Below are 12,284 nucleotides of genomic sequence, written 5' to 3' on the forward strand. Positions count from 1 at the left end.
GCCTGCTGCTTTCGATACCGTGGGGTCATGAACGACCTCCCCGAGCGCAGCAGGCTCGTGCAGCAGCACCTCGTCGACGCCGGTGTCGCGGCAGAGATCCGCATCCTGCCGGATTCCGCGCGGACTGCCCCCGAGGCTGCCGCCGCGATCGGATGCGATGTCTCCGCGATCGCGAACAGTCTCGTTTTCGTCGCCGACGGGACGCCGGTTCTCGTGATGACGAGCGGCGGTCACCGGGTCGACCTCGACGTCCTGGCGCGCAGCACCGGCGCGGCCACTATCGCGATGGCACCGGCATCCGTCGTGCGCGAGGCCACGGGCCAGGCGATCGGCGGAGTCGCCCCGGTCGGGCATCCGACGCGGCTGCGCACCTACATCGACGAGGATCTTCGCGAGCACGGAGAGATCTGGGCCGCAGCCGGGCACCCGCATACGGTGATGCCGCTGACCTTCGAGACCCTTCAGCACCTCACCGACGGAGACGTCATAGCGGTCGACTGAGCGACCACTACTTCACGGTCACCGTGATCTCGGCGGTCTGCTGATCGTCTGCGTCTTCGGGAACCGCCCCGCGGAACTCGTATTCGAACTGGATCACCGTCGTGCCGTCGCCGACCGGTGCGAACCGATACGAGACCTCGCTCGGAGCACCGGTCTCGCCGTCCTGGCCGAGGTAGCGGGATCGCTCATCGCCAGGCCCGAGCACGGCCGGGTCTGGCTCGCGAGTGATCACCCACGCATCGCCGACTGTCGGATTGATCTCACCGAAGTCGACCACGAGGGCTTCTCCGGGCGCGAGCGTGACCGATGAGGTCGTGTAGGCGACCGTCTTCTCGGCCGCAGAACAGCCCGTCAGTCCCAGACCGAGAGATGCTGCGACCGCCACGACGGCGCAGGCCTTCACCAGTCTGCCCATGGCCATCCCCCTAGCGTTTGCATCACGCTAGCGCACCGAGTGCATGATTCCCGGCATCTCCGTGGGTGCAGAAAAGCCCCGATGACTGGCGAGAGTCATCGAGGCTGATCCGTGCACCCCCTCGGACTTGAACCGAGAACCCACTGATTAAGAGTCAGTTGCTCTGCCGATTGAGCTAGAGGTGCGTGGCCCGGGAATTCCCCGGCCGAGGAATTACATTACCAGCGGATCGCCGCCGGACGAAATCGAGTCGGGTCGTCCGCGTCCGCCGCGCGTGTCGCCCCATGTCAAGCCCTCTCAGACTCCCTTGTTCAGGCGGTTATCCTGGATTCGTGACCGCCTCCCCCCGCGTCGACGACTTCTCTCGCGACCTCGCACTCGCCCTCCGACTCGCCGATGCCGCCGACGCGCAATCCCTCCCCCGGTTCGACAGTCCCGACCTCGAGGTCTCGACCAAGGCCGACAACTCGCATGTCACGGACGCCGACCTCGCGACCGAGCGGGCGATCCGCTCGCTCCTGGCGACCGAGCGGCCCGACGACGGCATCTTCGGCGAGGAGTTCGGCGCCGAGGGCAGCACCCACCGGCAGTGGATCATCGACCCGATCGACGGCACCGCCAACTTCCTCCGCGGAGTGCCGCTGTGGGGCACCATGATCGCCCTCGCGGTCGACGGAATCCCGCAGGTCGGCGTCGTCAGCATGCCTGCCATCGGACGCCGCTGGTGGGCCGCTGCAGGTTCAGGAGCGTGGACCGCCACGGACGCCGAGCCGCGCCGCATCCGAGCGTCCGCCGTGTCGTCTCTCGACGACGCCAGCGTCAGCTTCCAGAGCATCGCCCAGTGGGCTGAGTCCGGGCACATCGACCAGTTGCTGACGCTCGCCGATCGCGTGTGGCGCGATCGTGCGTACGGTGACATCTACGCATACATGCTCCTCGCCGAGGGGCGGATCGACATGGTCGCAGAGTTCGGCGTCAAGGAGTACGACGTCGCCGCCGCTGTGCCGATCGTGCGGGAAGCCGGCGGTCGGATGACCGGGTTCGACGGTGCGGAGACGATCTCGGATCTCTCGACACTCGCCACCAACGGCATCCTCCACGAGGCCTTCCTCGACCTCCTGCACGACTGACCCCCCGATGAAGGCTCGCGCGATGAACCGCTTCACCTCCGCCGCACTGGGCGCTCTGCTGCTCGCTGTCGCGCTCACCTCCTGTGCCGGGACGCCGGAGGGATCCGCCTCGCCCACTCCGGACGCGCCGAAACCCTCCCCCTCAGCCACAGCCGAGCCCGTGGCGTCTCCGAGCCCCACATCCGCGGCGGAGCCCACCTGCGACACGATCGTGTCGGCCGGCACGGTGAAGGTGCTCACCGATCAGGGGTGGACGTTCGAGGAGAAGGAATTCGTGGTCGGCGGCGTGACGCTCGCCGATGGTCTCCTCTGCTTCTGGGCCGACTACAGCGTCGCCTCCGACCATGGCCAGCTCTACGGATGGTCGACGATCAGCGCAGAGGATGCCGCCTCCGCGCAGTCCTCCCTGCTGACAGAAGGCTGGACCCGGGAAGACGGCCCCGACGGCATCTACATCACCGAGAACCCGCAGTTCGCGATGGGCACCGACGAAGACGGATACGGCATGACCTATCTGTTCGGCGACGGATGGGTCAAGTTCGCGGATACCCGCCAGGGTCTGATCCTGATCGAATGGGCCGGCTGACGGCACTCCAGTCCGCCCGTTTCGGTGCGCTCATCGCACCGGCGCGTCGATCACCTCGTCCACGAGGAGGATGCCGCCGGTGGAGTTCACCGACTGCATGAGATCGTCGATCCAGCGTGGGTTCAGCTGCGGCTGCTCCGGCTCGTCGAAGGTGAAGCGCAGCGGGATCGACGGGTGGATCCAGATGGTGGACCGCCCGCCGGGCTCTCCCTCGGGGTGGCGCCACGACAGCGTGAAGCTCTCCTGTCGGCGGAGCTTGGTCGCGATGACGATCTTCAGATGCGCGAGTGCTCGATCCTCGATGTGGATCGGAACGTCGGACGCGCCATAGAACAGCGTTGCCATGCCAACCAGAATACTGATCGGACGGCGATTGGTGCGCACGCGCCGCGGCCCCGAAGAGCCGATCATGAGCGGTGTATCGTCGCTCGCATGGATTCGGAGCTCGCTGACATCGCGGTGACGCTCTACACCGGTTCGCCGACCGAGTTCATCACCGCACGAAACGCCCGCGCCGCCGACACCGACGACCCCGCTCTCGCGGCCCGAATCCGAGCCTTGAAGAAGCCGTCGGTCGCGGCCTGGGTGGTGAACGTCTTCGCGCACGAACGCAGCTCGCAACTCGGAGAGGCGTTGCTACTCGCCGAAGAACTGCGCGAAGCGCAGGCGGATCTGGACGCTCGCGCTCTCGCACAGCTCGGACGCGACCGGCGCGCCCTCACCAACAGGCTCGCCGCGGACGCCGCCGAACTCGCCGAAGCGCGCGGACAGCGCATCACGGCGTCGACGAGAGAGGCGGTGCAGCAGACCATCAGCGCCGCCTTCTTCGATCCGACCGCTGCGGCCGCCGTCGCGTCCGCTCGGTTGGTGCGGGAATTGGAACCCGCCGGCACGTTCGCAGACATCGCCGACAGCATCGTCGGCGGGGGCGCTCCCGACGCCCCCGCGGTCGCCGCCAAGCCTCTCGATGAGGTCAAGGCGCGCAGAGAACGACGGGACGCGGAACGGACCGTCAGAGAAGCGGAGAGGACGCACGATCGCGTGGTCCGCGAGGCGGCCACAACGGACCGGGCGCTCAGGGATGCATCCGTGCGTGTCGACGAGCTCGCACATCGCGAGCAGGAACTCGAGGCAGAACTGGCGAAGGTGCGGCGCGATGCGAAACGTGCACGAGGTGAGGCCGAGAAGGCGGAGACCGAGCAGGAAGCACTCGCGCAGCGCGTACGAGACGCGGAGGACGATCTCCGCGCTGCACGGGAAGCCCTCGACGGGCTCGCCAACGCCTGATGTCAGCCTCTGATAGCCCGCCGGCGGAGACACGCGACGCAGAGCCCGCTCGTCAGTCAACCGATATTCTGTGTGTATCCTGAGCGCGGGACTCCACCGGCGGAGCCGAATTCACAAGGAGTGGCATGCGCAATCGGGTTCTCGTGGCCGCTCTCGTCACCGCCATCGTCACCGCAGCGCTCACACCATCGGTGGCACTGGCAGCGCCTCCGACGTCGGCGGAATGGGTACCCGTGGCCACGCTGCTGGATCAGTTGCGTGTCGAGGCTCCTTCCACCGTCAAGTACAACCGCGACCAGTTCTTCGAAGGCGCAGATCTCGACGGGGACGGCTGCCGCACCCGTCAGGAGGTTCTCCTCGAGGAGACCGACATCCCCGCGACCGTCACCGGCGTGTGCACCGTCACTGCGGGTCAATGGTTCTCCTACTACGACAACGTCATACACATCGACCCCGCCGCAGTCGAAATGGATCACCTCGTCGCGCTCAAAGAAGCGTGGGGGTCCGGAGCGTGGGCATGGACCGACGCACAGCGACAGGGATACTCCAACGATGTCGACGACTACCGCACGCTGACAACGGTCACCGCGGCCGTCAACACCGCGAAAGCCGACAAGGATCCTGCGTCCTGGCTGCCCTCCTACGGTCCCATGCGGTGCACTTACGTCTCCGAGTGGGTCGCGGTGAAATGGCGTTGGAACCTGTCCGTCGACCCCGCCGAGAAGAACGCCATCCAGACGCTCCTCACTGAGTGCAGCTGGCGGGACACCCCCCTCCCGGCTGTTCCCGCTGTGGGGCGGCCATCCGCGCCGCCGTTGCCAGAACCCGTCGCCGTCTACCGATTCTGGAGTCCCGTCTACCAGGGTCACTTCTACACCACTGACCCGACAGAGCGCGATCAGATCATCGCGCGCTGGCCCGGTGTGTGGACATATGAGGGACAGCGATACACCGCGTTCACGACCCAGGTCGCAGGCACCATTCCGCTGTACCGATTCTGGAGCACTCAGTATTCGGGGCACTTCTACACCGCAGACCCGGCAGAGCGCGCCGCGGTGATCGCCAAGTGGCCGAGCATCTGGAAGGACGAAGGGGTCGCCTACTACGTGTACCCGGCGAACTCCGCTCAGCCTGACACTGTTCCGGTGGCACGATTCTGGTCGAGCTCGGCGGCCCACCACTTCTACACCGCCGACGCGGCAGAACGCGACGCAGTCCTCGCCAAGTGGTGGAGGGTGTGGTCGCACGAGGGCGATGAGTTCCGTGTGCCGTCCTCGGGTGTCCCCAACCCTCATGAGTAGCGACCGGAGCGGCCGCGCTCACGGTCGCGCAAAGAAGGCCCGCCTCCCGGGTTGATCACCAGGGAGGCGGGCCTTCTTGCTTGTGACAGCGACGTGGTGGAGCTGGGGGGAATCGAACCCCCGTCCAACGCTGAGTCTCCACGCCTTCTCCGGGCGCAGTCTGTGAAGACGTTCTACTCGGCTCCGACCTTTGTCACAGACACCTAAGTCGACGAGCCCAGCCTGGGAAGAGTCCCACGTGACGTCCAGACGCCATCACGCAGCAAGATTCCTAGATGACGCCAGGATCCGTATCGGAATCACATACGGCCTGACGGACTATCGGGCTCGCTTATGCAGCGAGGGCGAAGTCGTTGCGCTTGGTTTCGGCAACTATTGTTTTGCAGAGAGCGTTTACGAGATAACTCTGCATCCTCGGCCCGCTTCTCGTGGATTCACAGGCGCTGTCGAAACCGATCAGCCCCGTGGTCCTTCTCTCGAAGGAGCCGCTGTCACACTGTTGATTTTTCACCTCGGGAACCGGAGTCCCCGAGCCTCATAGACTACAACGTTCGCAGCGGCTGCGCCATTCCTGGGCTCCTCAGTGCGCTGGCGTAGAGTCGCGACATGAGCGAAGTCACCGTCACCGTCCGGGGCGAGCATGAGGCGCGGATCGCGCCCGAGCGCGCCACCATCCGCGTCAGCGTCCGCGCCGAAGGCGCCGAGCGAGCAGCAGTCGTCGACCGCGTCATGCGTCTCACCGAGCCTGTGCGCGAGAGCATCGTCGCACGACATGACACCGGTGTCGTCGTCGAATGGTCGAGCAAGCGACTGTCCGTGCGCGCCGAACGTCCGTGGAACAACGAAGGCAAGCGTCTCGCCCCCGTGCACTACGCCAGCATCGATCTGACTGCGACCTTCGCCGAGGCGTCCGAGCTCTCACTCTGGGTATCGGACGTCTCGCCGTGGGACGGAGTCGAGGTCGGATGGGTCGACTGGCATCTCACGACCGAGACGCGCTCCCGGATCGAGCGCGAGGTCGCGGCAGCGGCAGTCGGAGTGGCTGTCACACGCGCGCAGGCGTACGCGACGGCGCTCGGACTCGGCACCGTCGTGCCTGTCGAGATCGCCGATGTCGGGCTGATCGCGCCGACACCCGTCCAGCCGTTCTCCGGCATGGCGAAGGTGCGCGGCGCCATGATGCAGGAATCCGACACAGGCGGTGCGTCGATGGAGTACGAGCCTGACGAGATCGTCATCTCGGCCACCGTGGAGGCGCGCTTCCTCGCTCGCTGATCCGGGCCGTCAGGCGCTCACGGCGAACGGTGCGAGATCGGCCGCGAGCCGCTCCGACACACGCGCATGCACGACCGTGCCCTGCTCGCTGTGGTCCACCGACAGGAGCATCCCCGTCTCGTGGATCGCCGCGACCAGATCGCCGCGGTCATACGGAACCACCGCGTGAACCTCGACAGCGGGCTTCGGAAGCGCCTCTTCGATGGCTGCTCGAAGCTCCTCGATGCCCTCACCCGAACGCGACGAGACGAAATGCGCTTTGGGCTCGAGGCCCTGCAGCACGAGACGCTCATCGTCGGCGATGAGATCCGCCTTGTTGAAGACGACGATCTCCGGCATGTCACGCACGCCGACGTCGCCCATCACGTCACGCACGGTCTGCAGCTGACCGGCGGGATCGGGGTGCGATCCGTCGACCACATGCAGCACGACATCCGCCTCGCCGACCTCTTCGAGCGTCGAACGGAACGCCTCCACGAGCTGGTGCGGAAGGTTGCGAACGAACCCGACGGTGTCGGTCAGCGTGTACACACGTCCGTCTGAGGTCTCCGACCGGCGCACCGTCGCGTCCAGCGTCGCGAACAGCGCGTTCTCCACGAGCACCCCGGCGCTCGTCAGAGCGTTGAGCAGGCTCGACTTGCCGGCGTTGGTGTAGCCCGCGATCGCGACGGACGGAATCGTGTTGCGCTTCCGCTCGGCCCGCTTCGCCTCTCGCGCCGGGCCGTAGTCGCGGATCTGTCGGCGCAGCAGCGCCATCTTGGTGCGGATCCGGCGACGGTCGAGCTCGATCTTCGTCTCACCGGGGCCGCGCGAGCCCATACCGGCGCCGCCGGCACCGACCTGGCCACCCGCCTGACGGCTCATCGAGTCACCCCAGCCGCGCAGACGCGGCAGCAGGTATTCGAGCTGCGCCAGTTCGACCTGCGCCTTGCCCTCCCGACTCTTGGCGTGCTGACTGAAGATGTCGAGGATCACGGTGGTGCGATCGATGACCTTGACCTTGACGACGTCCTCGAGGGCTCGTCGCTGGCTGGGGGCGAGTTCGGTGTCGGCGATCACGGTGTCGGCGCCGGTGGCTGCGACGATGCCCTTCAACTCCTGCGCCTTGCCTCGGCCGATGTAGGTCGCGGCGTCCGGATGCGGTCGTCGCTGCAGAACGCCGTCGAGCACGACCGCGCCCGCGGTCTCAGCGAGGGCCGCCAGCTCACGAAGCGAGTTCTCCGCATCGTCCTGGGCCCCCTGCGGGTACACGCCGACCAGCACCACGTTCTCGAGGCGCAGCTGCCGGTACTCGACCTCTGTGACATCTTCGAGTTCGGTGGAGAGACCGCCGACGCGCCGCAGCGCATGACGATCCTCGAGGTCCCACTGGTCGCCGTCCGACGAGGCGTGCGAGGCCGTCGACTGGTCTTGCAGCGCCTGCGCGGCGCCGAAGACACGAGCCTCCGTCCGCTTCTCCGCATTCGCGAGTACGCGATCGACTGCTTCGTCACCTGTGGAGTGTGTGGTGGTCTCCGTCATCCGTCCCTAATCTCTGGGTTTTGTTGCGAGCCTTAACCTTAGCCCGCGCTGTCCGCTACGCTCACGGTATGGGGTCCGACCATTACTTCACCGCGGCCCCGGCAAGCCCCGAGAACCTGCGATCGATCCGTGTGACGCTCGCAGGCCGAGAGCTGGACGTCACCACTGCTGGCGGCGTCTTCAGCCCGGATCGGCTGGATGCCGGTACAGCCGTCCTTCTCGCAAACATGCCCCCGGTTCCGCCGGGAGGCCATCTTCTCGACCTCGGAAGCGGGTGGGGGCCCATCACGCTGTCGATGGCGCTGGCTGCGCCCCATGCGACCGTGTGGGCCGTCGACGTGAATGAGCGGGCTCTCGATCTCGTGCGGCGCAACGCCGCGGCTCATGGTCTCAAGAACATCAACGCCTCCTTGCCCGAAGATGTTCCCGCCGACGTCACATTCCGCTCGATCCGTTCGAACCCGCCGATCAGAGTGGGCAAGAACGAACTTCACGGACTGCTCGAGAAGTGGATCCCCCGGCTCGACGAGCGCAGCGACGCCTGGCTCGTCGTGCAGCGCAACCTCGGCGCGGATTCGCTGCAACGGTGGATCGGCTCGACGTTCCACCCTGGTTTCAGCGTCCATCGGACCGCCACGTCCAAGGGGTACCGCATCCTGAAGGTGCGCAAGCACGGAACCCCTCCGACCGAGCCGATCACGCTCGTCTGAGCCCTCGCAGCGACGACGTCACCGACCCGCGAGTTCTGGAAGATCGCGCATATCCGTGAACACGATGGCGCCCTCGCGCTCCAGCCACTCAGCTGGGGTGAGTCCGCCGGCATAGCCGAGAACACGCATGCCCGCGGCGCGGGCGGCCTGGACTCCGAATCGACTGTCCTCGACCACCACGCAGCGTTCAGGGCTGACGCCGAGCCGCTCAGCCGCGTGCAGGAAGAGATCAGGGGCAGGCTTGCCGTTCGCGACGTCGTCTGCGCTGAAGATCCGCCCGTCGAATCGCGGCAGGAGCCCCGTCTGGCCGAGCGTCCGCCGGATCTTCGCATGGGCGCCACTCGATGCGACGCACGTCGCTGTCGTGATCTCGTCCAGCGCTGCCTCGACCCCGTCCACCGCCGTCAGCTCGCGCGCGAATGCGTCGAGGTACCACGGCTGGTAGGGCGCCTCCCAGTCGTCGGGAAGCGGTCGTCCCCGGTGTGCTTCGACCTCAGCGCGGAAGTGCGCGGAGGAGCGTCCGACGAACCGGTGCAGGATCTCGTCGTGGGAGAGAGACCATCCGAGGTCTGCGAGAACCCTGCGATCCACCTCGATCGAGAGCTTCTCGCTGTCTACGAGCACCCCGTCACAGTCGAAGACGACCAGGTCGATCTGGCCGGTCGTCGACATCAGATCAGGTCGACCTCGCCGCTGAAGACGAGCTGGGCCGGCCCGGAGAGGGCGACGTGCTCACCGTCCTCTGCAGGGAACATGCGCACACCGAGAGTGCCGCCCGGGACCTCCACGCGCCAGTTGTCGGGTGCCTTCGAGCCGGCCCAGTAGCGCACGGCAAGAGCCGTGGCCGCGACACCCGTGCCACAGCTGAGGGTCTCCCCCACGCCGCGCTCCGAGACGCGCATCGAGACGTGTCCGATGCCGTCCCTCACCAGCGGCTCCCCCGGGACGACGAACTCGACGTTCGCCCCCGCGGGAGGGGCGGGATCGAGCACGGGAGCGCGGTGCAGCTCGAGAGACGACAGCTCCGCCTCGGAGGCGAGTGCGACCACGACATGCGGATTTCCGACGTCGATGCCCAGACCGGGTCTCGTGACAGGGAGCCCGTCGGCAGTGACGAGCGGGTCATCGCCGGAGAGCTTCCACAAGCCGAGATCCACCTGGTACCCCGTCTCGCTGCGCGTCACGTCGCGGACACCCGCACGCGTTCCGATCGGGAGTGTGGAACCGGGCTCGATCGTGGCGAGGCCGGAGCGCACGAGATAATGCACGAAGACGCGGATGCCGTTGCCGCACATCTCAGCGATGGACCCGTCTGCATTGCGGTAGTCCATGAACCACTCGGCGGCGGGCTCCTCCGCGAGAGCAGCCTGCCCGTCTGCGATCGCCGCAGAGCGCACCACACGAAGGATGCCGTCGGCGCCGATGCCTCGGTGTCGATCGCAGAGGACGGCGACCTGCTCGGCGCTCAGTTCGAGAGCGCCGTCGGGGTCGGCGATGATGACGAAGTCGTTGCCGGTGCCGTGTCCTTTGGTGAATGCGACCATCCACCCAGTCTAGAGATCTCGGCTATGCGTCGACGATCAGACGCCTGCCCGTGTTCGACACCGAGAATCGCTCGTATCCGAGGTCGTCGTAGAAGCCCAGCGCTTCCTCGTTGCCCTCTCTGACCATGAGCTGCACCTTCGGGCAGCCCATATCCAGAAGAAGTCGCTCGGCTTCGCGCACGAGAGAGCGCGCGATCCCCTGATGACGGTGCGACCGGGCGGTGGCCAGGTAGTACAGCCATCCCCTGTGCCCGTCGTAACCCGCCATCACGGTGCCGATGATCCGCGCTGATGTCGACCGTTCCTCGTCCTCGACGACCAGGAACAGCTCGGGCTGCACCGTGAGCTTGCGCTCGATGTCGAGCCGGGGGTCGTTCCACGGCCGCGTGAGGCCAGCCTCGGTCCAGAGAGCCACCACAGACTCCGTATCCGCACGATCGAATGCGCGGACCTCCCAGGTCTCGCGCGAGCTCACGGGAGTCGACGGCTCAGCCATGCAGCACACGGTAACGGCCGCACATGAAGTTGCGGTTGCGTGCGACCTCGAGAAGCTCGAGGTCCAGTGCTCTCGGCAGCAACGGCGCCCCCGAGCCGAGTGTCACAGGCGCGTACTGCACCCACACCTCGTCGAGAAGACCGGCATCGGCGAACTGCCCGGCCAGGTCGCCACCGCCGACGACCCACAGATCCTTGCCCCCGGCGGCCGCGACCATCTCGGAGTGCACGGCGGCGACGTCACCCTGCGCCGCGCGAATGTCAGCGCCGGCCGGAAGCTCGAGCGGTCGGTGGGCGAAGACCCATGTCGGCTGCTCGTACCCCCATCGCCCTTCCTCGTGGCGCATGACCCATTCGTATGTCGATGCTCCCATCGCCAGAGCACCGATCGTCTTCTCGAAGCCGGCGTACGACATGGGTCCTTCTTCGTCGATGTCCTGCTTCAGGAGCCAGTCGAGGGAGTGCTGATCAGTCGCGATGAAACCGTCGATGCTGCTCGCGGTGTAGAAGTGGGTGGCCATTGATCAACCATCTCACCAGGCACCGACATCCAGCCACCGAGATCGGTGAGTCTGCGGGCTCAGGGGGCGACGAGCGAAGCGGCGTCCACCGGTGGTTCGTGCCACGTGAGGCCGGGATAGCGCTTGAACCACGACACCTGGCGGCGGGCGTAGCGGCGGGTGAGCGCCTGTGTCTCGGCGATCGCCTCGGCCTGAGTGAGCCGGCCATCGATCTGCGCGAGCGCCTGGCTGTAGCCGATGGCGCGCCGAGCTGTCACGCCGTTCTCGAGCCCCTCGCGACGGAGCCCCTGCACCTCGTCGACCAGGCCCGCTTGCCACATGCGCTCGACGCGGGCGTCCAGCCTCTCGACCAGGGCTCCGCGGTCGACGTGCAGGCCGATGAGACGCGTGTCGGCCTGCCAGAGCGCGGGCTGTTCCGGCAGAGACGCGCCGTGCGTGACGCTGCCCTGCTCGAGGACTTCGAGCGCACGGATCACGCGTCTTGCATTCTTGGGGTCGACGCGGGAGGCCGTCGCGGGATCGAGCTTTCGCAGCCGGTCGAGCATGCCACCGACACCCTCGCTTTCGAGCTCGCGTTCGAGCCGCTCCCGGATCACCGGATCACGCGGCGGGAAGGCGAAGTCGAACACGACGCTGGACACGTACAGACCCGATCCGCCCACGAGGATGGCGTCGGCCCCGCGTCGCTGGATGCCCGTGATCACGGACCGCGCCAGCGGCTGGTACCAGGCGACGGCGGCTTCCTCCTGCACCTCCCGCACGTCGAACAGGTGGTGGGGAATCCCCCTGCGATCGTCCGGGGCCAGTTTCGCCGTGCCGATGTCCATTCCGCGGTAGAGCTGCATGGCGTCGGCGTTCACGATCTCGGCGGCGTTGCCTCGGCTGCGCAGCACCTCAGCGAGATCGAGGGCGAGATCGCTCTTGCCCGTTCCTGTCGCGCCCACGATCGCCCAGAGCCGCGGAACCCTGTCCGCGTCGCTCGACGCCGGATCGGTCAT

15 protein-coding genes, 1 tRNA gene and 1 other RNA gene are annotated in these 12,284 nt (G+C 66.9%); 7 read left to right on the plus strand and 10 right to left on the minus strand.

Annotated features, from left to right (window positions below; genetic code table 11):
* The first annotated feature begins 27 nt into the window (after window positions 1-27).
* Window positions 28-501, plus strand: coding sequence for a YbaK/EbsC family protein (locus OB895_RS04340; RefSeq protein ID WP_042541755.1), 474 nt, complete (start codon window positions 28-30; stop codon window positions 499-501).
* Window positions 502-508: 7 nt separating this feature from the next.
* Here OB895_RS04340 and OB895_RS04345 read toward each other — a convergent pair whose 3' ends face one another.
* Both OB895_RS04345 and OB895_RS04350 read right to left on the minus strand, forming a co-directional pair.
* On the minus strand, window positions 509-922 hold the full coding sequence (locus OB895_RS04345) for a hypothetical protein (RefSeq protein ID WP_311879253.1): 414 nt from the start codon (window positions 920-922) through the stop codon (window positions 509-511).
* Between the two features lie 106 nt (window positions 923-1,028).
* Window positions 1,029-1,101: transfer RNA gene (locus tag OB895_RS04350), tRNA-Lys, on the minus strand.
* Window positions 1,102-1,248: 147 nt separating this feature from the next.
* On the opposite strand from OB895_RS04350, the gene OB895_RS04355 reads away from it, so the two are divergent.
* Both OB895_RS04355 and OB895_RS04360 read left to right on the plus strand, forming a co-directional pair.
* Complete coding sequence (locus tag OB895_RS04355) at window positions 1,249-2,046, plus strand: inositol monophosphatase family protein (RefSeq protein ID WP_056376633.1); 798 nt, start codon at window positions 1,249-1,251, stop codon at window positions 2,044-2,046.
* A 22-nt stretch (window positions 2,047-2,068) separates the two neighbouring features.
* Window positions 2,069-2,632: a hypothetical protein gene (locus OB895_RS04360; RefSeq protein WP_042542141.1), complete on the plus strand. Its 564-nt coding sequence runs from the start codon at window positions 2,069-2,071 to the stop codon at window positions 2,630-2,632.
* Between the two features lie 30 nt (window positions 2,633-2,662).
* Here OB895_RS04360 and OB895_RS04365 read toward each other — a convergent pair whose 3' ends face one another.
* Entirely contained in the window at window positions 2,663-2,977 is a 315-nt protein-coding gene (locus OB895_RS04365; protein ID WP_056376632.1) for a DUF7882 family protein, read from the minus strand.
* Between the two features lie 87 nt (window positions 2,978-3,064).
* On the opposite strand from OB895_RS04365, the gene OB895_RS04370 reads away from it, so the two are divergent.
* Both OB895_RS04370 and OB895_RS04375 read left to right on the plus strand, forming a co-directional pair.
* A complete protein-coding gene (locus tag OB895_RS04370) occupies window positions 3,065-3,919 on the plus strand; it encodes a transposase (RefSeq protein ID WP_311879256.1) in 855 nt (284 codons plus the stop codon).
* A gap of 125 nt (window positions 3,920-4,044) precedes the next feature.
* The gene (locus OB895_RS04375) at window positions 4,045-5,220 is read left to right on the plus strand and encodes a GmrSD restriction endonuclease domain-containing protein (protein WP_311879258.1); all 1,176 of its coding nucleotides are present in this window, start codon (window positions 4,045-4,047) and stop codon (window positions 5,218-5,220) included.
* Between the two features lie 94 nt (window positions 5,221-5,314).
* Here the strand turns inward: OB895_RS04375 and ssrA are convergent.
* Window positions 5,315-5,684: a transfer-messenger RNA gene (gene ssrA / locus OB895_RS04380) on the minus strand.
* 142 nt (window positions 5,685-5,826) lie between these two features.
* Here ssrA and OB895_RS04385 point away from each other — a divergent pair.
* Complete coding sequence (locus tag OB895_RS04385) at window positions 5,827-6,495, plus strand: SIMPL domain-containing protein (RefSeq protein ID WP_311879259.1); 669 nt, start codon at window positions 5,827-5,829, stop codon at window positions 6,493-6,495.
* Between the two features lie 9 nt (window positions 6,496-6,504).
* Here the strand turns inward: OB895_RS04385 and hflX are convergent, their stop codons facing one another.
* Window positions 6,505-8,016, minus strand: a complete 1,512-nt coding sequence (hflX, locus tag OB895_RS04390; protein ID WP_042541761.1) for a GTPase HflX — start codon at window positions 8,014-8,016, stop codon at window positions 6,505-6,507.
* A gap of 68 nt (window positions 8,017-8,084) precedes the next feature.
* Here hflX and OB895_RS04395 point away from each other — a divergent pair, with 68 nt between their 5' ends.
* Window positions 8,085-8,726, plus strand: a complete 642-nt coding sequence (locus OB895_RS04395; RefSeq protein WP_042541762.1) for a class I SAM-dependent methyltransferase — start codon at window positions 8,085-8,087, stop codon at window positions 8,724-8,726.
* 18 nt (window positions 8,727-8,744) lie between these two features.
* Here OB895_RS04395 and OB895_RS04400 read toward each other — a convergent pair whose 3' ends face one another.
* The 5 genes from OB895_RS04400 to miaA are packed head-to-tail and all read right to left on the minus strand — an operon-like array spanning window position 8,745 to window position 12,284.
* Window positions 8,745-9,398 carry an HAD family hydrolase gene (locus tag OB895_RS04400; protein ID WP_311879262.1) on the minus strand — a complete coding sequence of 218 codons (654 nt, stop codon included), beginning with the start codon at window positions 9,396-9,398 and terminating at the stop codon, window positions 8,745-8,747.
* On the minus strand, window positions 9,398-10,270 hold the full coding sequence (dapF, locus tag OB895_RS04405) for a diaminopimelate epimerase (RefSeq protein ID WP_079112691.1): 873 nt from the start codon (window positions 10,268-10,270) through the stop codon (window positions 9,398-9,400). The genes OB895_RS04400 and dapF overlap by 1 nt, the downstream gene beginning before the upstream one ends.
* Window positions 10,271-10,292: 22 nt before the next feature.
* Window positions 10,293-10,766: a GNAT family acetyltransferase gene (locus tag OB895_RS04410; RefSeq protein WP_311879263.1), complete on the minus strand. Its 474-nt coding sequence runs from the start codon at window positions 10,764-10,766 to the stop codon at window positions 10,293-10,295.
* Entirely contained in the window at window positions 10,759-11,286 is a 528-nt protein-coding gene (locus tag OB895_RS04415; protein WP_042541766.1) for a dihydrofolate reductase family protein, read from the minus strand. Before OB895_RS04415 ends, OB895_RS04410 begins: the two co-directional genes overlap by 8 nt.
* Before the next feature lie 59 nt (window positions 11,287-11,345).
* Window positions 11,346-12,284, minus strand: a complete 939-nt coding sequence (miaA, locus tag OB895_RS04420; RefSeq protein WP_042541767.1) for a tRNA (adenosine(37)-N6)-dimethylallyltransferase MiaA — start codon at window positions 12,282-12,284, stop codon at window positions 11,346-11,348.

It is taken from the genome of Microbacterium forte, from assembly GCF_031885415.1.
In the GTDB taxonomy this organism is placed as follows: domain Bacteria; phylum Actinomycetota; class Actinomycetes; order Actinomycetales; family Microbacteriaceae; genus Microbacterium; species Microbacterium forte.